Here is a 19221-nt window from a genome sequence, read left to right as displayed (position 1 = left end):
TGACTAACCAGTCAGTAGTAAAATTATATATTTATTTAGGGCTGTTTGTCAAATATTTTTTAGAAATAAGTACGCACACCCATATAAGTATTAGCTTTATTACCGCGCACATCCATGGTTTCGCCGTAAAGCGACAGGTTATCATGCAAGCGGAATTCGCCGCCCAGACGCACCTTGAGATCATCAAAATCGTATAACTGGGAATACAATCTGAAATCCCTGCCTAAATCATAGCTGGCGCCGACGCCGAAGTCACCCTGCATGGCACCCATACTGAAAGCAGCGTTGCCATACTGACGGCCTACGAGAAAATCGAATTTATTGGCATTGCCGATGTCATAACCGCCCATATAAAGGAAGGTATCATCCGCAGGATGCAGCGTTACGCCCAAGCTGCCGCGCCAGTCACCGCCCTTGGCGGCAAAGCCGGCGTCAGTCGAAACCTTCGCCTCGGTGATGGTTCCCAAAATTCTGTTGGCACGCTCGCTCGTTTCCTTGACGTTGACCAGCGTTTCCTTCAGCGATTTCTGTGTTACCGGATCCTTGGCTACAGTTTCCAGCACCTCGACAATATTTTCCATACGCTGGCTGGTGTCCGCCATATTTTGAGCAATCGCAGCCACATTCTGGCCTGTCTTGCCGTTATTGTCCACACCGGCCATAATGCTTTCGATATGTGCCGCCGTGCCGTTCATACGTTGGCTCAGCTCATTAATCTGATGAATCATCGAAGTAATATCCTGCTGGTTGGCTACTGCCACATCAGCCATGACCTTCGTGAAGGTATTCATGTTCTCGGCGATGTCATTCATATTCTTAAAGCCGGATTTCATGGCCTGCTGTACTTCCTTGTCCCCAAAAACATTTTCAAAGGCATTGGCTATATTTTCCATACGCTTCACCAAATCACCGGAGGAAGCAAAAAACTCATCCATACCGCCGCCGGGAACACCGTTAATCGTGCTGCCTTCAGCTACATAGCCGTTACCCTGCTTAGCAGGAGGAATGACACTGACAAATTTTTCGCCCATAATACCGTCGGAAGAAATCGTAAAGGTTGCTCCCTGCGGTATTTTGATATCATCGTTGATTTCTGTGATAACCTCTACCTTATCGTGTGCCACATTAATTTTTTTAACCGTGCCTACCTGCACGCCTGCATAGCGCACAACATGCCCAGGCATCAGTCCGCTTACCTGAGGATAGTTAATGCGCAGCTCATAGCCTTTTTTGCCAAAGCTGAAAGCACCCATAAAGGTAATAATGCCGGCCAGCACCACTGCGCCGCCTAATGCAAAGGCACCTACCTTAACCTCACTGCTGCTCATCCTTCTCCTCCTCTTTCAATTCAGTACCGTTAATAAATGCTTTAACGATAGGATTAGTGCTGTTTTTTATCTCCGCAACCGTGCCTATCTGCACAATGCGTCCATTATATAGCATAGCGATACGGTCTGCGGCGTAATAGGCCGATTCCATATCGTGTGTTACCAAAACCGATGTTACTCCCAGCGTCTGCTGAGTTTTGCGTATTAGCCTGCTGATGGTCATCGTCATTACCGGGTCCAGACCTGAGGTGGGCTCGTCATAAAAAACCATCTGCGGCTGCATAGCCAGCGCCCGCGCCAAACCGACGCGCTTTTTCATACCGCCGGAAAGCTCTGCCGGCAGCATGTGCTGCGTATTCGGCATGCCTACCATCTCCAGCAGCTTGCCGACACGCTCCTGTATTTCATCCTCCGGCAGCTTAAAATGCCGCCGCAGGCCAAAGGCTACATTCTCGCCTACGCTCAAAAAATCGAACAAAGCTGAATACTGAAAAACTACGCCCATATGCTGGCGTAGGCCATCCCATTCATCCTCGGTGAAGGCGCTTACCTCCTGACCGTCGATAACAATGCTGCCGGAAGTAGGTGGCAGCAGTCCTGTCAGCAGCTTGATGATGGTACTCTTGCCGGTACCGGAAGGACCGATAACCGCCAGCGTTTCACCCTGACGTACATCCAAATCAAGATTATCAAGAATTACCTTGCTGCCGAAGGCCATTTTAAGTTGTCGGAGCTGAATCATTGCTTCGTTGGACATATTTCCGGCTCCTTACACATACAAAACGATAGAAAGAAAATAGTTGGTGATAAACACCAGAATAATCGAAAGCACTACCGAGGCCGTGGTCGCCAGACCAACGCCCTCAGCGCCGTTCGGCGCGTTCAGGCCCTTATAGCAGCCCACGATAGCAATTATCGCACCAAAGACACAGCTTTTGACCATGCCGCCAAATACGTCATAGAACTCTGCCAGTGTCCTGATAGAATTTTCATAAGTAAAGCTGCCGATGCCGGCGTAATAATGCGCCACAACCCAGCCGCCAATATTACCGATAAAGTTGGCAAAAACAACCAGCACTGGCATCATCAGCACCAGCGCGATAAAGCGCGGCACCACCAGATAGCTCACCGGATTGGCAGCCATAACACGCAGCGCGTCAATCTGCTCGGTAACCTTCATCGTGCCAAGCTCCGCCGCAATCGCCGCGCCTATACGGCCGGCAACAACAACGCCTGTCAGCACCGGCACCAGCTCACGCGCCATAGCGATAGCTACAATGCCGCCTACGGAAGAGGACGCACCCAGACGCACGAACTCCTTGGCCGTCTGTACGGAAAATACCATACCGGTACAGAGAATCGTCATCATCACAATCGGCAGCGAATCCGCTCCCAACAGTGCCATCTGACGCACAACCTCCTTAGCGTTGGCATCCTTCAGATGTCGCAGCGTTGCCAACAGCAGCAGCGTCAGCCTGCCGCTGGCGGCACAGAAGTCCAATATTCTGTTGCCCATTGCTTCACAGAGAGATTTCAGCATCTTTACATCCTTATCTTCAGCTTTTTTTACATAATTATTATACCGCCAAATTATGGCGAATGTATGACACAAAACAGCCATACCGATACAGTAACGGGAAAAATTTTGTTAAGCGAAAGAAAATATCACTCTGTAGATTTACTTGTCAACAGTAAGCACGATTTCGCTCTCGCCGTCAATAATAAAATCAAAGGGATACTTCTGCTTGAACGGAGAGCCCTGCAGCATACCCGCAAGGCCGGCATCGTTAGCCGCAGCCTCCGGATTTGGCGGCTGCATTTGTCCCATCGCCACATCAATAATCAGCTCATTATTCTTGTCGGCCGTATTCACGCTCTTGATATAATCGCTGAGCTTGTGGCGTGTTTCCTTTTTCTTGGCAGCGGGAACACCCTCGGACTGCTGCTTGCGCAGCAATTCGATAACCCAGGCCATGCTGATGCCACCGCGCACGTTCAGCGCCAGCTTGCCGCCCGGATGATCCTTAGGCACCTTGAAATAAACTGTCTTGGTAAATTCTTCGCCGCGGTAAGGCTTCATAGTAACATCAACAGCTACCTTATCACCGGGCTTAACCTTGGCATTCTTGGTGCGCACGTTAAGAATTTCCGCTACCTGCACCGCATTGCTGACCTCTGCCTCTACGTTGATACCGTAAATCTGCACAGGCTCGAACTTGTTCTGCATCAGAATTGTTACAGCCTCCGTCAGCTCCGCATCCAGATTTTTCAGCAGCGCGTCATTGGAATAATACATATTTTCGCGGTCAATAGTCAGTATTTCCTTTTTGCTGTCCACGCCGGTAATGGTAAAATGCAGCTTGGCCGTACCGCCGCCGTTGCGGTCCACAGTCTTGCTCACTGTATTTACTACAGCCGCATCCACCATCGAAGGCACCAGTTGCTCGTCGTCAATCAGACGCATGCGCATGCTGTTTGCCTGTCCGCGGCTGCTGTCGTTGACCGTAACAAACATCGGAATAGAATCGGGCTGCTTGCCTACTACACCGCCGATACCGCTGGAACGGTCCTGTGTAATGCTGCCGATAGCCTCGCCCAGATTGCCTACCTTATAGCTGCTCTGCAGGTTAGGAACTACGCCCAGCACCCACACCTTATTCATAAAGAAATTGCTGCTGCCACGCTGCATAAAGGGATGGCCGAAGGCCAGAATCTTACCGCTGTCATCGGTCCAGGTAACAGTGCCGAGAGCGCCAAGAGTCATATCACCCTGCATCAGAGCAACACCGACACTGCTGCCGGGCTCCAACGGCTTATCGCTGGAAGCGCCCGTGCCGCCGCTGTTGACAGCAGTCAGGCCGAAGGGCTGCAGCTTCTCCTGCAGATATTCCATGCCGTATTCTGTAAAACCGCCTGCCATCAGCGCCGTTCCCTTAGGAATCCAGTCTGCCGGCAGCTCTCTCGGTTCGTCCAGCAGCGGCAGCATTTTGCCGATCGGTGTCAGGAAGCAGTAATGCGGGTCGTTGAAGGTCTTGCCGAAGGCCACAGCACCGACAAGTCTGCCGTCTACATAAACAGGACTGCCACTCATGCCCTGAGCAACACCGCCTGTCTTTTCAATCAAATCGCCGTAAAGGCGCACAAAAATATTATATCCCATAGCTTCACTGCCGTTGACACCTAAAATTTCTACATTGAAGGTTTCAATAGTATCACCGCTGATAACGGTTTTGCCTATGCCCTGCATACCTGCGCGCAGGTCACGCACCGGCATCAGAGGAACATTGGCGGCAGCTGCCGTCAGCAGCTGGCAGCAAAACAATAATGCTAATAAAAATACTCTCATACTCGCTCCTAAAAATAAAATATTTACCGGTCCGCTTCCGGTATTTTGCTCTATAATACTACAAAAACCGGCGGCTAAGAAGCTCGCCGGTTTTCTTTACCGTTATTCACTAACCTTAGCTACAACCTGCTGTGCCTCAATCTTATCACCCGGTTTAACCAGTACCTGGCTAACCTTACCTGCAGTTGTAGCACGCGCAGCAGCAATACTGCCGCCAGCTATAGATTTTACCTTTACCAGAATGTCACCCTGCTTAACCTGGGTGCCCTCCTGTGCCAGTCCATCGGCAACTACAATACCGCTGACAGCGGCGCGCTGGTCAGTCACAGCAGCACAGCCAACGGCAGCAAGTGTAAAGATGCCTAAAGCGGCAATAGTCAAAATCACTATTAACTTTTTACCCATGTGACTCACCTCATTTCAGATATATTTCTCTAACATAAATTATACAGCCTCAGCAATATTTTGACAAGTGAACAGACTGTAAACCGCTCTTAAATAAAACATTATGAAAATCATCTGCAGTTAAAAAATTACCGGCACATAATTTTTTACGCTTTTTTTGCCTATCCTACCCGAAATCACCCTTTGGGGTAGGGTGCAAAAGCGTTTTTTTGGCTATAATATAAGCATCAAAGATTAGAATTTCCACATCTGGAAAGGAGATGTTGTTATGAAAATCAAAAATTTTGCTATCGGAGCACTGGCAGCAGCAATGCTCTTCACCGGCACATCTGTTATGGAGGCGGCAGTATATAATACATCCGCAAGCAGGCTCCCTACTGATATTGACTCCCGCTGCGGCAGAACAGAAGCCTTTCTGCTGAAAAATACCCGCTTTGATGTGAAGCATACCATGACCGAAAAATATGCCGAGGAATATGTTGCTCCCTGCTTCAGCCGCAAGGGCATCTACATAAGCGATATGGAGGCCAAAGCTATTGCCTTTGCCGCCTTGCAGATGTATGATGTGCAGCAAAACAGTAACGGCGCCACAGTAAGCTTCAGCGCCAAGGGCGAAGCCGATTCCGGTGACGGTGATTACTGGCTGACTACTATTTATGACAACAAAAAATATATCAATGCCTTTATCAGTACCTACGATGAGCTCCGCTCCGAAAATGCACACTCTATCCCTGCCAGCAAAAGCTATGCTCAATACGGAGACAACATGTCTGCCGAAAGTTTGCAATACTCCAATCAAAGAATATCCAACCTCTACAGCAAATTTGAAAACATGGAAAGCTATTGGGCTCCCGGCGTAAAACTGGTTTTAACCGGCGACTATGTAAACTTCCGCACCGCCCCCTCCACGGACAGCAATGTAATTGATTCGCTGATGTCCGGCGAAGAAATAGCACCGTTAAAAGGCGCATTCGAAGCCGAGGGACGCCAATGGTGGAAGGCTATTAACGCTCAAGGTGAGGTTGGCTATGTAAGTGCAGATTTTGTACGCGTGGCCTGCTAAATAAGCATTAAGGAAGTATCACCAATGCTCAAAAAACTTTTAGGCTTAATATTTAGCGTCTGCCTGCTGCTAAGCTGCAGCTTGGCAGCTGCGGCGCCTGCGTCCGCGCTGTTCGGCAACGCCAGATATCTCATCTGCATCCATAAGCAAAGCTACCGCCTTGACGTCTATCAGCAGGGCGTAGAGCAAGCAGTCTGCAGCTATCCTATCGCTGTTGCCAAAAATCCCGGTGACAAGCAGTACACCGGCGACAACCGCACCCCCACCTCCTGGGGCAGTGCAGCAGCTATTCCCTCCTACTACACAGGTGCGGCAGTAGGCGTACCTTCGGCGCAGGTTCCCTTCCGCATCGAAGAGATTTGCCCGGCGCATTACTGGACGCACGATTTCAGTGACGGCAAGGGCGTAATCGAAGGTGCCTACGGCCCCTGGTTCCTTTCGCTGGACACCGGCTGGATCGGCATCGGCATTCATGGTACGCATGACCCAGCCTCTATCGGCACCATGGCCTCCGAAGGCTGTATCCGCCTGCGCAATGCGGATATCCAAACCCTTAAGGAGCTTGTCTGCAGTGATAACGGCGGCATAGGCACCGGCGTTATCATCACCGAGGATTAAGCTATAACCCGCAACAACAAAACAAGGAGCTGTCACAGCTAACGCGTGACCGCCCCTTGTTTTTTATTTTGCCTATACAACCAGCTTATTTGATGAACAATCCCAGACCGATGCTCACCAAACGCTCGCGCCCGTCCGAAGGCTTGTTGACGATTTTGCCGTTGATGACCATTTCGCTGCTGCCTCCGCCATCATAATTGACAGCGCTCACCGCACCCAGCTTCACAAAATACTGCGCCAGCTCCGCAAGTGTCATGCCTGCGGAAGCACTGCTTCTGCCGTCAACAACAAGCATTAAAAGCGTGCCGTCCTGCTTCAGTCCGATTGCAGTACGCGGTGCTCTGCCACGCGCAATATCGGGAGCCATCTGCTCCTCCGCAGTACGCACATTCACCCTGCCGTTTTCTACCAGCAGTGGACCGCCGCTGACAACAGTCGTTGCCGCATCCGCAATGCTGCTGCCAAGGCTCTGCGTGAGTATTACATGGTCGCCCAGGCGCAGGCCTGCCAGAGCAGCCGCATTTGTGCCATGACCGGAAAGCACTACGCAACCCGGCTCCAAAGACATATTGCCTGCTGTGGAAACAGCAACAACGCGACCGTTTTTGATTTTCACCTCACGCCCGTACTGATTCGTTTTGGTCGACGTAGCGTAATAGGAATTAAACAGCACCAAATCATTGGCAATGCGCGCACGGTTCATGCCCTTCAGCTGCAGCGCTCTGCCGTCAGGAAGTGTTACGCTGCCGGTGTAAGCAATGTCGCGCACAATCTTCTGCTCGTTGCCCTGCACTACATAACCGCTGCGCGGCGTAGCATCCATAGCGACAAAATTGCCCTTATCCTTAACGTTGCCGATAACCCAGCCGTCGGTATCAAAATACGACGCATTGATGGCAGCCACAAGACCTCTTTCCGCCGCCTGCTTAGCCAGGCTGCCGCGTCCGTTATACATACCTGCGGCAGAAAACGGCCTCAGCTCCAGGCGCGCCGAAGGCGCAACGCTCACCAGATAGCTTACCAGCGGTCTGCCGTTTAGCTCCTCCTGCGCATAGGTATAGGTAACGCCGCCGGAAAGCTGCATCGTTGTTTTGCTGATAGGAATGCGGTAAATATCCAGCACCAGACGGTCAGGATTCTTCAGCGGATAAAGCTTATACTGGCAATCCTTAGTTAAATCTATAACCACCTGTGCCTTTTTCTTCTTTTTGGCAGGAACAGTGATGCTTTTAATCACCGCATCCTGCTTAAAGACAGGCTTCTGCGTCAGCGCCGTACCCTCAGGCAACGTAACCACCAGCTGCAAGCCGTTTTTTTCGGCAGTATATTTAACAGGCTCCCTGCTGTCGAACACCAGACGTACACGAGCAGGACTAACGCTGCTGCGCACCGCTGTGACGGGAGCGGCGCTCGCCGCAAGCGGAGCGGCACACAGCGCAGCCAGCATAAAAACAGAACATATAAGTTTTTTGAAATTCATATCTAGGACCTCTTAAGAGAAAAACGAAGGTAGAAGGAAGAAGAGTGTATTAGAGCGTCGTGTGTATACGCCCCCTTCCGCCTCGCTACGCTCGGCACCTTCCCCAAAGGGGCAGGCAAGAAAGTTAGCAGAACGCTCTAACGAGCAATTAATATATCGCAACACAACCCTCAGTCATCGCCTTCGGCGATGCCAGCTCCCTTTCAGGGAGCATATAAAAGTTCGACGAACTTGCGACAGTCAGCATTTGACAAGCACTTTATATCTCCCCTGAAAGGGGAGGTTGCTGCGAGCTTTTGCGAGCAGACGGAAGGGTTGCAATATATTAATTGCGACACCATACGCCCTTCTTCTTCACATCTACACAAAAGGAGCTGCCAAAGGCAGCTCCTCCCCAAAATCAATAATCAACAATCAATACCCAAACATCAATCAGCCAGATTAGACGCAGTATAAACAGTGCCAGGATGCAGCTTATCCAGATTCTCCAGCGCCTTGCCGGTGCCAAGAGCAACACACTCCAGCGGATCATCGGCAATATGCGTAGTAATACCGGTTTCACGCTGCATAATCTCAGCCAGGCCGTCAAGCAGCGCGCCGCCGCCGGTCAGATAAATACCGTTATCAACAATATCAGCAGCCAGCTCCGGCGGGCATTTTTCCAGAACACCGCGCACAGTAGCAATCAGAGAAGCAACAGCATCCTCCAATGCCACACGGCAATCCTCGGAGCTTACGCTAAAGGTAGTCGGCAGGCCGGTAACCATATCACGGCCGCGTACAGTAATAGACTCATTGCGTCCGTCGGCAATAACAGTAGCAACATTCATTTTGATTTCTTCAGCCGTGCGCTCACCGATAAGCACATTATGTACCTTCTTCACATGACGCACAATAGCCTCATCAAAATGGTCGCCGCCGATACGGATAGAAGAATCAACAACAATACCGCCAAGGCTCAGCACAGCGATATCGGTAGTACCGCCGCCTATATCAACAACCATATTGCCGCGCGGTACGGAAATATCAATACCGGCACCAAGAGCCGCTGCCAGCGGTTCCTCAATCAGATAGGTTTTGGAAGCACCGCCCTGGGTAGTAGCCTCCATAACAGCACGCTTTTCTACTGAAGTAATGCCGATAGGAACACAGGTCATAACACGCGGTTTGAAAAACAGGCTCTTGCCCGCAACCTTCTCAATAACGTAAGCAAGTAGCTTCTGCGTTACGGTATAGTTCGCAATAACGCCTTCCTTCAGCGGACGGATAGCAACGATACTGCCGGGAGCACGTCCCAGCATTTCTCTGGCATCATCGCCCACAGCCAATACCTTGTTGCGTACCTTATCAATAGCCACAACAGAAGGCTCCTTCAGGACAACGCCCTTGCCCTTGACATAAACAAGAATGTTAGCGGTACCCAAATCAATACCGATATCCATACTTTTAAACATTAGTCATATCTCCTTAATCTACATCTACGCGTTCAATATCTGCACCCAGATTTTTCAGCTTAGCAACAATGTTCTCATAGCCACGGTCAATATGGTGCAAATCGCCGATACGTGTCGTACCTTCGGCCACAAGGCCTGCCAGAATCATAGCTGCACCGGCACGCAAATCGGTTGCACGCACATCACAGCCTGTCAGCTTGCAGGGACCGTCGATAACGGCACTGCGGCCTTCGGTAGAAATCTGCGCACCCATGCGGTTCAGCTCAACCACATGCATGAAACGATTCTCAAAAACAGTTTCCGTAACCTTGCTGCGCCCCTCGGCAATAACCATCATCGCCATCATCTGAGCCTGCATATCAGTCGGGAAGCCTGGATAAGGCAGAGTTTTGATAGATACGGCCTTCAGCGGATTCTTGCCGATAACACGTACCTTATCAATATCCTCCTCAACCACGGCACCTGCCTCACGCAGCTTGGCAATCAGCGGCTTCTGGTGCTCCGGCAGAACATTTTCCACAACAATATCACCGCCGGTCATGGCAGCAGCAATCATATAAGTGCCTGCCTCAATACGATCCGGAATAATGGTATAGTCTGCGCCATGCAGCTTCTCTACACCCTCAATGCGAATAGTATCGGTACCGGCACCGCGGATTTTGGCACCCATCTTATTCAGATAGTTGGCCAAATCTACAATCTCCGGTTCCTCGGCAGCATTTTCCAAAATAGTAGTACCCTCAGCAAGAGAAGCTGCCATCATAATATTTTCGGTAGCACCTACGCTCGGAAAATCAAAATAAATGCTGGTACCCTTCAGTCCCTCGGGAGCACTTGCTTCAATATAGCCATGACCCTGTTCGATTTTTACACCCAGAGCCTCAAAGCCCTTGAGATGAATATCAATCGGACGGGCACCGATAGCGCAACCGCCGGGCATGGAAATACGCGCTTTACCGATACGCGCCAGCAGAGGTCCCATTACCAGAAAGGACGCACGCATGGTACGCACCAGCTCATACGGTGCTTCATACGAGGTTATCTCAGTGCTGTCGATATCCAGCACATTCTTTTCCGGACTGCATTCTACAGCCAGTCCCAGACATTTTAAAACTTCACTTATAGTATGCACATCTTCCAGCATCGGAACTTCATCAAGATGACTTGGGGTAGTTCCCAGGATAGAAGCTGCAATAATCGGCAGTACAGCGTTTTTCGCACCGCTGGTTTTAACTGCACCAACGAGGCGGTTTCCGCCCTTCACAATTAGTTTTTCCAAAATAACCCTCCTGCATATGCGAAGTCGGAAAAATTTTTCCGTAACAAATATTTTATCATCAAACACAGGCTCTTTTCAAGACTTAATAAAAATCCGGAAAATTTTGCCACAGGCATATTTCACCCGACCTTATAAGAAAAAGCCGGCACTGCTTCCGGCTCAGAAATTCACCCGCTGGCGGTCTGCTAAAATATTATAATAGGTTTCCTTCTCCATTAATTCCCTGCGGATAGCCTTTTTAGCATCCTCATCAGCACATTCCGCCAGACGCTTGCGCAAAAAAGCTATATCCTGCTTCAGCATCAGCATTTTGTTTCCTGCCAGACTTTCTACGATATCAGCCATCTTACAGTCACCGTCCTTACTTATATATCTTGTGCTTCTTCTCAAGAAACTTAGCGGCCTTGCCTAGTTCTACATATTATAGTCTACTATAAGCAAGTTTAATATGCAAGGAAAAATCTGTGACAAAACGCAAAAACCGCCCGACAGGAGCATCCCGCCGGACGGCTTAACTTTACAGCCTGATAATTTCGGCTTTACCAGCAAACATTTCCGCTAACGCAGCAAGCTGCGCATCCTGCGCCACATCACCCACAAGCACCGTATCCGGTGCCAGCAGACTGATGCTGATGTCGCTGAACATCTGCCGCAGCTCGTTAATCATCCTGGCGTCACCGTCATTAATTATGCCCGGAGTACGCTCTGCCAGATGCCAGTAAAGCTGCTTTAAAATATAGCTTTCATTTTTGTTGTACTCTTTGATGTTGTCAATAATGTTATAGGGATAAACATCCTTCTCCCTCCAGGTAGCCTTAAAAATATCCAGCACCTTATTTTCATAAGCAGCCTTATATTCATTCCAGCCCTCACGGTCGTCAAATTTCAGCATATCCTCCAGCTTGTCACGGCAGCTGATAACCTTACGGCAACGCACAAGCATCGCATAAATCAGCGCCCGCTCCGCTTCCGTAGCCTGCGGCTCCTCGCGCGTAACTGTCATTACCTGCAGCCTGCCGGCCTTGCCAAGCATGCGCTCGGCAGCAAATTTTGCGCTTGCCAGATGCTGCATCGATAAGCTGCTGTCAACAGTATTTACAGGAAGTCCCAAATCAGCCAGTTCTGCCACTTCTTTCTCAGAAGCCAGAACAAGTGCGCGCACAGGCTCCTTGCCTGCAAGCAAAGCTGTTACAGCTGCTGTATTCATTTGTCGCTCTCCAGGAAAGCAGCGAATGCTTTATAGGTGTAATAAACATCCAGCTTAGAGCTCAGCTCGAACGGAGAATGCATGCACAGAATAGGCACACCAAGATCGACTACGTCCATATCCATAGAAGCAACATACAATGCAACGGTACCGCCGCCGCCTTCGTCTACAGCGCCCAGCTCGCCGATTTGCCAGAAAACATCAGCCTCATCCATAATGCTGATAACCTTGGCCATCGTTTCAGCGCTGGCATCATTGGAGCCGGATTTGCCGCGCGCACCGGTATATTTGGTCAGTACAGGACCTTTGTTCACGAAGCAGCTGTTGCGCTCTTCATATACGGAAGCAAAGCTCGGATCGTAGGCACCGTTAACATCGGAGGAAAGTGCGGTGGTATTGCGCAGCAGCTTGCGGATGTTGGCACCCTGAGTTGCTGCCAGATCCTCCAGATAGTGCAGCACGAAATCGGAATTCAGGCCGGTGTTGCCGTAGGAACCGATTTCTTCTTTATCTGCCAAAACCGTAACAGTGGTGTAGTACGGTGCTTTTGTATCAATTTCCGCAGTCAGTGCGGTATAAGCGCAAACCTTATCATCCTGGCCGTAGGCACCGATCAGGCTGCGGTCCAGGCCTACATCCTGTGCCTTGGTTGCGGGAACAAATTCAATTTCCGCACGCATAAAATCATGCTCGGTAATACCGTACATTTCGTTGAGCAAAGCCAGTGCGTTCAGCTTAACGGCATCTTTTACACCTTCCTCTTCGCTTTCGTCAACAAAAGGCAGGCTGCCGATAACAATGTTCAGCTCCTCGCCCTTAATGCCTTCGCTCAGCTTGCGCTCGTTCTGTTTAGCGCCAAGATGCGGCAGCAAATCGGTTACGCAGAATACGGGGTCACCGGCATTTTCGCCCACGCAGACCTTCACCAGCTCGCCGTTCTTTTTGATGATAACGCCATGCATTGCCAGAGGCACGGTCACCCATTGGTATTTGCGGATACCGCCGTAATAATGCGTTTTGAAGTAGGCCATCTCATGGTTTTCGTATACCGGGTTCGGTTTTAAATCCAGACGCGGAGAATCGATATGCGCAGCGTTCAGGCGCACGCCTGCCTCCAACGGTGCGGTGCCGAAGGTGGACATAGCCATAGATTTGCCGCGGTTTACGAAATAAACCTTGTCGCCGGGTTTATATGCCTTGCCTTCTTCGAAGGGAACATAGCCTGCAGCAGCCAGCTTTTCTACAGCCTTAGCGGTAAATTCACGCTCTGTTTTTGCTGTATTCAAAAATTCCTTGTAGCCTTCGCAGTACGCAAACGCTGCTTCCTTGGCAGCAGTGTTCTTCTTAGCGATATGGGAGAATTCCCATGTCAAATTCTTTTGCAATTCCTTTGCAGTTGTCATAATCTATCACTCCTTGTATAAGCTTTAGTAAGCAGTGCCAAACGACACTATGTAAATCATACCACAAATAGCACCTTTTGGGGAGAGGAAGGGAAATGTATACAATACAAAAACCCCCGCCCTGACGGACGGGGGGGTAATTTTTTTGGCATTGTCGCAATGCTTATTACAGCTTGTGAGTAGTACGCAAGCGGGCAACAGCTCTCTTCAGCGCGTTTTCGGCACGAACAGTATCAATGTCTTCGCTCTTGGAAGCAAGACGTTGCTCTGCACGTTCTTTAGCTGCTGCTGCACGAGCGGTATCAATATCTGCATCAGCTTCGGCAATAGTTGCCAAAACGGTGCATTTATTGTCTTTCATTTCCAGAAAGCCGCCGCAAACAGCAAATTCTTTAACGCTGCCGTCAGTGAACTCCAGCTTCATCGGCGCAATATCCATGGTCGCAATGATAGGCATATGTCTAGCTTTGAGGCCCAGATTACCGGACAAAGCACGGAAACCCACATAAGTTACTTCTTCAGAAGTGAACAGCATCTTATCCGGCGTGACAATTTCAAAAGAAAACGGAGTAGCCATCTATTAATCCTTCATAGTTGCAGCCTTGGCAACAGCGTCATCAATGGTACCAACCATGTAGAAAGCACCTTCCGGCAGGTCATCATGCTTGCCTTCGAGGATTTCTTTGAAGCCGCGGATGGTTTCCTTCAGAGGAACATATTGACCGGGGGTACCGGTGAACTGTTCAGCAACGAAGAATGCCTGGCTGAGGAACTTCTGAATCTTACGAGCACGAGCAACAGTTACTTTGTCTTCCTCGCTCAATTCTTCCATACCCAGAATTGCGATGATATCTTGCAATTCTTTGTAACGTTGCAGGATAGCCTGTACGCCACGAGCAACATGATAATGCTCTTCGCCGATTACCAGCGGATCGAGGATACGGCTGGTGGAGTCGAGCGGGTCAACTGCCGGATAAATACCAAGCTCTGCGATTTGACGAGACAATACGGTGGTTGCATCCAAGTGAGCGAAGGTGCCTGCCGGAGCCGGGTCAGTCAAGTCATCCGCAGGTACATATACAGCCTGTACGGATGTGATAGAACCGGTCTTGGTGGAGGTAATACGCTCTTGCAGTGCGCCGATATCGTTTGCCAAAGTAGGTTGGTAACCTACTGCGGAAGGCATACGGCCGAGCAATGCGGATACTTCGGAACCAGCCTGAATGAAACGGAAAATGTTATCGATAAAGAGCAGTACGTCCTGGCCGCCAACATCACGGAAGTATTCTGCCATGGTCAGGCCGGTCAGACCAACACGCATACGTGCTCCAGGAGGCTCGTTCATCTGGCCGTATACAAGAGCAGTCTTGTTGATAACGCCAGACTCTTTCATTTCGCCCCACAGGTCGTTGCCTTCACGAGTACGTTCGCCAACGCCTGCGAATACGGAATAGCCGCCGTGTGCAGTAGCAATGTTATGGATAAGCTCCATAATAATAACGGTTTTACCTACGCCAGCACCGCCGAACAGACCGATTTTACCGCCCATTGCATACGGAGCGATAAGGTCAACGACTTTAATGCCGGTTTCCAAAATTTTAGTAGCTGTAGCCTGTTGGTCAAAGCTCGGAGCCGGTCTATGAATAGGCCAGTGATCAGCTGCTTCAACCGGAGTGTCATCATGGTCTACAGTTTCACCTAAAACGTTGAAGATACGGCCCAGTACACCAGGACCTACCGGAACGCTGATAGGAGCGCCGGTATCTACAACTTCCATGCCACGAACCAGACCGTCGGTGGAGCTCATAGCAACAGCGCGGACAATGTTATTGCCGATATGTTGCATAACTTCTGCGGTCAGGTGGATTTTTACTTTACCCTCATCGGTGGTGCCGTCAATGTGCAATGCGTTGAGGATAGCAGGCATGCTTTTAGGAGGAAACTCTACGTCGATAACAGGGCCTACAACTTGTACGATTCTACCTGTATTCAAGGTTTTAGCCTCCCTACGAAATATCTAATTAGTTTTGTGCCTGTTTCAGAGCTTCTACGCCGCCAACGATTTCGTTCAGCTCGCGGGTAATGGATGCCTGACGAGCCTTGTTATAGGACAGCTCCAGGTTTTGTACCAGCTTGCCTGCGTTATCGGTAGCAGAGCTCATAGCAGTCATACGAGAGCCCAACTCACTGGCAGCAGATTGTACCAGTGCAGCGTAAACTACGGTTTCCAGATACTTAGGTGCAAGTACCTGCAGAGTTTCGTCTTCACTAGGCTCGAAAATAAAGCTTGCGCTAGCTTTGCCTTTCTCCTTTACAGGAGGCTCTACCGGCAGAATCTTGTCGCTGGTAGGAATTTGGGACAAAGCGGTTTTGAATAGTGTAAACACAACATGCAGCTCGTCGAAATGCTCGTCAGCAAATTGTTTGATTGCATCCTGAGCAATTTCTACCGCATTTGCGTAAGACGGTCTGTCGGAGTAGCCGAAGTGGCTACTTAGCACTTTATAGCCGCGACGTTGGAAGAAATCTCTAGCCTTACGGCCGCTGGTGATAATGACTACGTCATGCTCACATTCGGAAATCTCCGCAACTGCTTTTTTCAAAGCGTTGGAACTATATGCGCCTGCCAGACCTTTATCAGAGGCGAGCACCAGATAACCAACTTTTTTAACATCACGATGTTGAAGCAGCGGGTGTTTTTTGGCACTTAAGCCTGCAAGGATGCTCGGATCGCTCACAACGTTGGATAACACTTCTTTGATCTTGATAGCATAAGGACGGCTTGCTGCAGCTTTTTCCTGCGCTCTTCTGAGGCGGGCAGCAGCAACCATTTTCATAGCCTTCGTGATCTTGCCAATGTTACCTACGCTTTTCATGTGGCGATGAATCTCGCGTGCAGTAGCCATTAGTTAATCACCTACCTTCACTAACAAAGGTTTCCTTGAACTCGGCGATAGCTTTCTTCAGAGCTTCTTCGTTCTCATCAGTGATTTTCTTGGTTTTGATGATGTCTCCGCCAACTTCCGGATGGTTAGCTTCCATGAAGTCCAGGAATTCTTTTTCGCAGCGAGTTACATCTTTAACTGCTACGTCATCCAGATAGCCTTTGGTGCCAAGGTAAATAGCCATAACCTGTTTTTCAACAGACAACGGGCTGTATTGGCCTTGTTTCAGAACCTCGGTCAGACGTTGACCACGGTCCAGCTGTGCTTTGGTAGCTTTATCAAGGTCAGAAGCAAACTGAGCAAATGCTGCCAGCTCGCGGAACTGAGCCAGATCCAGACGTAAAGTACCTGCAACCTGCTTCATAGCTTTAATCTGAGCAGCACCACCTACACGGGATACAGACAGGCCGGAGTTGATAGCCGGACGGATACCGGAGTAGAACAGCTCGGATTCAAGGAAGATCTGACCGTCGGTAATAGAAATTACGTTGGTCGGAATGAAGCCGCCTACGTCACCTGCCAGGGTTTCGATGATCGGCAGTGCGGTGATGGAACCGCCCTTCAGTTCATCGTTCAGCTTAGCAGCGCGTTCCAGCAGACGGGAATGCAAATAGAATACGTCGCCAGGGTATGCTTCACGTCCTGGAGGACGACGGAGCAGCAGGGACATTGCACGGTATGCAACAGCGTGTTTAGACAGGTCGTCGTATACGCACAGAACGTCTTTGCCCTGATCCATGAAGTATTCAGCCATGGTTACGCCAGCGTACGGAGCCAGGTATTGCAGCGGAGCGGAGTCAGCAGCAGTAGCAGCAACGATGATGGTGTATTCCATAGCGCCGTGTTGTTCCAGAGTACGAACAATACGAGCGATGTTAGAAGCCTTTTGGCCGATAGCTACATAAATGCAGATAACGCCCAGACCTTTTTGGTTGATAATGGTGTCGATTGCAACTGCAGTCTTACCGGTACCACGGTCGCCGATGATAAGTTCGCGCTGACCACGTCCGATAGGAACAAGTGCGTCGATACATTTAATACCGGTTTGCAGCGGGGTATCAACGGATTTACGATCTGCGATACCATGTGCAGGAGATTCAACCGGACGACGTTCAGCAGCAGCGATTTCGCCTTTGCCGTCGATCGGGTCGCCGATAGCGCTAACTACACGGCCCAGCAGGTTTTCACCAACAGGAACCTCCATGATGCGGCCGGTACGGCGAACTACGTCGCCTTCTTTGATTTTGGTCTCGCCGCCCATCAGTACGATACCAACGCTGTCCGGGTTCAGGTTCAGAACCATGCCGGATACGTTGTGGGGCAGTTCAACTAATTCGCCAGCCATAGCGTTTTTCATACCGATAACGGTTGCGATGCCGTCACCGATTTTTTCTACGATACCAACTTCTTCCAGATCAGCATCCACATTGTAATTCTCCAGTTTGTTGCTGAGAGCATCACCCAGGGCTTCCGGTTTGGTGTACTCGTGAACGTCAATGCCGTTCAGAGCAACTTCCATTTTCTTCAGCTTGCGCAGTGCGGAAGCGTCGAATACCTTATCGCCAACTTGTACGATGATGCCGCCGAGGATGGACGGGTCAACTTTCTTGTTCAGGAAAATCTCACGGCCCAGTTTCTCGGTCAGGATTACAGAAATGGATTGATACTCTGCTGCAGATAATCTCTTGGCAGTAGTTACGTTTACATCTAACAGCTCTTTAATGGAGCCCAGATCAATTTTGAAGTCGGACAATTGTTGCTTAATTAAAGCAATATTTTCTTCTGTCTTCATGTTGTACCAATCACCTCCGAATACCGGCTTTTAGCCTGCTGCTTCGCATTACAGCGGCATATATCCGGCTTATTAGGAAAAGCAGCAAAATTATTTCATGATAGAATCAACGATTTTGCTAGCCATTTGTTTGTCTTCTTCAGAACCTAACTTTTGTTCTACGATCTTGCTAGCAGCAATCATGGACAGGTTGATAACTTGTGCACGAACTTCGTCCATAGCTTTCTTCTGTTCCAGTGCGATTGCTTCTTTAGCGGTTGCAATAACCTGATCTTGTTCAGCTTTAGTGTCAGCCATGATCTTGTCATGTGCAGCCTGAGCAGTTTTGCGAGCAGCATCAACAATAGCTTGAGCTTCTTGTTTAGCTTCAGCCAGCTTTGCAGCGTATTCAGCTTTAACTGCTTCTGCGTCAGTCTTAGCCTTTTCAGCAGACTCCAGGTCGCTTGCAATTTTATTCTTACGTTCATCCATAATGTTGCATAAGGGTTTGTAAGCAAATTTTGCAAGAACAATAACTAAAACCAAAAAGTTCAGGATCTGCGCGATAAGTGTTGCGTTGAAGTTAACCAATTATAGCACGCTCCTTTTGTAATATCTTGCAAAATAAAATTATTTAATGAACGGGTTAGCGAATACCAGAACGATAGCGATTACATAGCACAGAATAGGCATGGATTCGATCAAGCCTACGCAAACCAGCATGTTGGTGAAGATTTTACCAGACTCTTCCGGTTGACGAGCCATGGATTCGATAGATTTGCCGCACATGTTGCCGTTACCAAAGCCAGCACCCATAGCAGCGCCCAGGCAAACGAGACCTGCACCGATTACGGATGCAGCAGTAATGATTGCATTTTCAGACATTTGTTTCATCCTTTCAGAATATAAAATTTTTGTGTTA

General features: G+C 49.5%; 19 protein-coding genes. 2 read left to right on the top strand and 17 right to left on the bottom strand.

Features of this window, described 5'->3' with window-relative positions; all coding sequences use genetic code 11:
- Positions 1-59: 59 nt before the first annotated feature.
- From M5E81_RS01335 to M5E81_RS01315, 5 genes are all read right to left on the bottom strand, one after another.
- Positions 60-1328, bottom strand: a complete 1269-nt coding sequence (locus M5E81_RS01335; RefSeq protein ID WP_009144972.1) for an MlaD family protein — start codon at positions 1326-1328, stop codon at positions 60-62.
- Entirely contained in the window at positions 1315-2070 is a 756-nt protein-coding gene (locus tag M5E81_RS01330) for an ABC transporter ATP-binding protein (RefSeq protein WP_419720851.1), read from the bottom strand. Before M5E81_RS01330 ends, M5E81_RS01335 begins: the two co-directional genes overlap by 14 nt.
- 27 nt (positions 2071-2097) lie before the next feature.
- On the bottom strand, positions 2098-2868 hold the full coding sequence (locus tag M5E81_RS01325) for an MlaE family ABC transporter permease (RefSeq protein WP_249747679.1): 771 nt from the start codon (positions 2866-2868) through the stop codon (positions 2098-2100).
- A gap of 138 nt (positions 2869-3006) precedes the next feature.
- Positions 3007-4674, bottom strand: coding sequence for a SpoIVB peptidase S55 domain-containing protein (locus M5E81_RS01320; RefSeq protein ID WP_249747678.1), 1668 nt, complete (start codon positions 4672-4674; stop codon positions 3007-3009).
- Between the two features lie 102 nt (positions 4675-4776).
- Positions 4777-5079, bottom strand: coding sequence for a hypothetical protein (locus M5E81_RS01315; protein ID WP_009144968.1), 303 nt, complete (start codon positions 5077-5079; stop codon positions 4777-4779).
- A 268-nt stretch (positions 5080-5347) separates the two neighbouring features.
- On the opposite strand from M5E81_RS01315, the gene M5E81_RS01310 reads away from it, so the two are divergent.
- Positions 5348-6142 (top strand): SH3 domain-containing protein, encoded by a 795-nt coding sequence (locus M5E81_RS01310; protein WP_249747677.1) that lies wholly within the window; start codon positions 5348-5350, stop codon positions 6140-6142.
- Positions 6143-6166: 24 nt separating this feature from the next.
- Positions 6167-6760 (top strand): L,D-transpeptidase, encoded by a 594-nt coding sequence (locus M5E81_RS01305; protein WP_249747676.1) that lies wholly within the window; start codon positions 6167-6169, stop codon positions 6758-6760.
- An 85-nt stretch (positions 6761-6845) separates the two neighbouring features.
- Here M5E81_RS01305 and M5E81_RS01300 read toward each other — a convergent pair whose 3' ends face one another.
- From M5E81_RS01300 to atpE, 12 genes are all read right to left on the bottom strand, one after another.
- The gene (locus tag M5E81_RS01300; RefSeq protein ID WP_009144965.1) at positions 6846-8240 is read right to left on the bottom strand and encodes a phosphodiester glycosidase family protein; all 1395 of its coding nucleotides are present in this window, start codon (positions 8238-8240) and stop codon (positions 6846-6848) included.
- 428 nt (positions 8241-8668) lie between these two features.
- Positions 8669-9694 carry a rod shape-determining protein gene (gene mreB, locus M5E81_RS01295; RefSeq protein WP_009144964.1) on the bottom strand — a complete coding sequence of 342 codons (1026 nt, stop codon included), beginning with the start codon at positions 9692-9694 and terminating at the stop codon, positions 8669-8671.
- A gap of 13 nt (positions 9695-9707) precedes the next feature.
- Positions 9708-10973: a UDP-N-acetylglucosamine 1-carboxyvinyltransferase gene (gene murA, locus M5E81_RS01290; protein ID WP_040564839.1), complete on the bottom strand. Its 1266-nt coding sequence runs from the start codon at positions 10971-10973 to the stop codon at positions 9708-9710.
- Positions 10974-11132: 159 nt separating this feature from the next.
- Complete coding sequence (locus M5E81_RS01285) at positions 11133-11318, bottom strand: hypothetical protein (RefSeq protein ID WP_009144962.1); 186 nt, start codon at positions 11316-11318, stop codon at positions 11133-11135.
- Positions 11319-11490: 172 nt separating this feature from the next.
- Positions 11491-12180 carry a hypothetical protein gene (locus tag M5E81_RS01280; RefSeq protein WP_009144961.1) on the bottom strand — a complete coding sequence of 230 codons (690 nt, stop codon included), beginning with the start codon at positions 12178-12180 and terminating at the stop codon, positions 11491-11493.
- Positions 12177-13583, bottom strand: a complete 1407-nt coding sequence (locus tag M5E81_RS01275) for an aminopeptidase (RefSeq protein ID WP_009144960.1) — start codon at positions 13581-13583, stop codon at positions 12177-12179. Before M5E81_RS01275 ends, M5E81_RS01280 begins: the two co-directional genes overlap by 4 nt.
- Before the next feature lie 166 nt (positions 13584-13749).
- Positions 13750-14160: an ATP synthase F1 subunit epsilon gene (atpC, locus tag M5E81_RS01270; protein WP_009144959.1), complete on the bottom strand. Its 411-nt coding sequence runs from the start codon at positions 14158-14160 to the stop codon at positions 13750-13752.
- A gap of 3 nt (positions 14161-14163) precedes the next feature.
- Positions 14164-15576, bottom strand: a complete 1413-nt coding sequence (atpD, locus tag M5E81_RS01265; protein ID WP_021719232.1) for a F0F1 ATP synthase subunit beta — start codon at positions 15574-15576, stop codon at positions 14164-14166.
- Positions 15577-15604: 28 nt separating this feature from the next.
- Positions 15605-16489 (bottom strand): ATP synthase F1 subunit gamma, encoded by an 885-nt coding sequence (gene atpG / locus M5E81_RS01260; protein ID WP_009144957.1) that lies wholly within the window; start codon positions 16487-16489, stop codon positions 15605-15607.
- A gap of 7 nt (positions 16490-16496) precedes the next feature.
- Positions 16497-18320, bottom strand: a complete 1824-nt coding sequence (gene atpA / locus M5E81_RS01255; RefSeq protein WP_009144956.1) for a F0F1 ATP synthase subunit alpha — start codon at positions 18318-18320, stop codon at positions 16497-16499.
- 90 nt (positions 18321-18410) lie between these two features.
- Positions 18411-18890, bottom strand: coding sequence for a F0F1 ATP synthase subunit B (gene atpF, locus M5E81_RS01250; RefSeq protein ID WP_009144955.1), 480 nt, complete (start codon positions 18888-18890; stop codon positions 18411-18413).
- A gap of 39 nt (positions 18891-18929) precedes the next feature.
- Complete coding sequence (atpE, locus tag M5E81_RS01245; RefSeq protein WP_009144954.1) at positions 18930-19193, bottom strand: F0F1 ATP synthase subunit C; 264 nt, start codon at positions 19191-19193, stop codon at positions 18930-18932.
- Positions 19194-19221 lie beyond the last annotated feature (28 nt).

The organism is Phascolarctobacterium succinatutens, from assembly GCF_023497905.1.
GTDB classification, from domain to species: domain Bacteria; phylum Bacillota; class Negativicutes; order Acidaminococcales; family Acidaminococcaceae; genus Phascolarctobacterium_A; species Phascolarctobacterium_A succinatutens.
This window is presented reverse-complemented; position numbering and strand designations above follow the sequence as displayed.

What these genes read in the sequence shown, in the direction of transcription:
- M5E81_RS01330 (WP_419720851.1), bottom strand. Translation starts at nt 2,070, where the DNA reads ATGATTCAGCTCCGACAACTTAAAATGGCCTTCGGCAGCAAGGTAATT.
- mreB (WP_009144964.1), bottom strand. Translation starts at nt 9,694, where the DNA reads ATGTTTAAAAGTATGGATATCGGTATTGATTTGGGTACCGCTAACATT.
- atpC (WP_009144959.1), bottom strand. Translation starts at nt 14,160, where the DNA reads ATGGCTACTCCGTTTTCTTTTGAAATTGTCACGCCGGATAAGATGCTG.
- M5E81_RS01315 (WP_009144968.1), bottom strand. Translation starts at nt 5,079, where the DNA reads ATGGGTAAAAAGTTAATAGTGATTTTGACTATTGCCGCTTTAGGCATC.
- M5E81_RS01285 (WP_009144962.1), bottom strand. Translation starts at nt 11,318, where the DNA reads ATGGCTGATATCGTAGAAAGTCTGGCAGGAAACAAAATGCTGATGCTG.
- M5E81_RS01275 (WP_009144960.1), bottom strand. Translation starts at nt 13,583, where the DNA reads ATGACAACTGCAAAGGAATTGCAAAAGAATTTGACATGGGAATTCTCC.
- M5E81_RS01335 (WP_009144972.1), bottom strand. Translation starts at nt 1,328, where the DNA reads ATGAGCAGCAGTGAGGTTAAGGTAGGTGCCTTTGCATTAGGCGGCGCA.
- atpE (WP_009144954.1), bottom strand. Translation starts at nt 19,193, where the DNA reads ATGAAACAAATGTCTGAAAATGCAATCATTACTGCTGCATCCGTAATC.
- M5E81_RS01325 (WP_249747679.1), bottom strand. Translation starts at nt 2,868, where the DNA reads ATGCTGAAATCTCTCTGTGAAGCAATGGGCAACAGAATATTGGACTTC.
- atpG (WP_009144957.1), bottom strand. Translation starts at nt 16,489, where the DNA reads ATGGCTACTGCACGCGAGATTCATCGCCACATGAAAAGCGTAGGTAAC.
- M5E81_RS01320 (WP_249747678.1), bottom strand. Translation starts at nt 4,674, where the DNA reads ATGAGAGTATTTTTATTAGCATTATTGTTTTGCTGCCAGCTGCTGACG.
- M5E81_RS01310 (WP_249747677.1), top strand. Translation starts at nt 5,348, where the DNA reads ATGAAAATCAAAAATTTTGCTATCGGAGCACTGGCAGCAGCAATGCTC.
- M5E81_RS01305 (WP_249747676.1), top strand. Translation starts at nt 6,167, where the DNA reads ATGCTCAAAAAACTTTTAGGCTTAATATTTAGCGTCTGCCTGCTGCTA.
- M5E81_RS01280 (WP_009144961.1), bottom strand. Translation starts at nt 12,180, where the DNA reads ATGAATACAGCAGCTGTAACAGCTTTGCTTGCAGGCAAGGAGCCTGTG.
- M5E81_RS01300 (WP_009144965.1), bottom strand. Translation starts at nt 8,240, where the DNA reads ATGAATTTCAAAAAACTTATATGTTCTGTTTTTATGCTGGCTGCGCTG.
- atpA (WP_009144956.1), bottom strand. Translation starts at nt 18,320, where the DNA reads ATGAAGACAGAAGAAAATATTGCTTTAATTAAGCAACAATTGTCCGAC.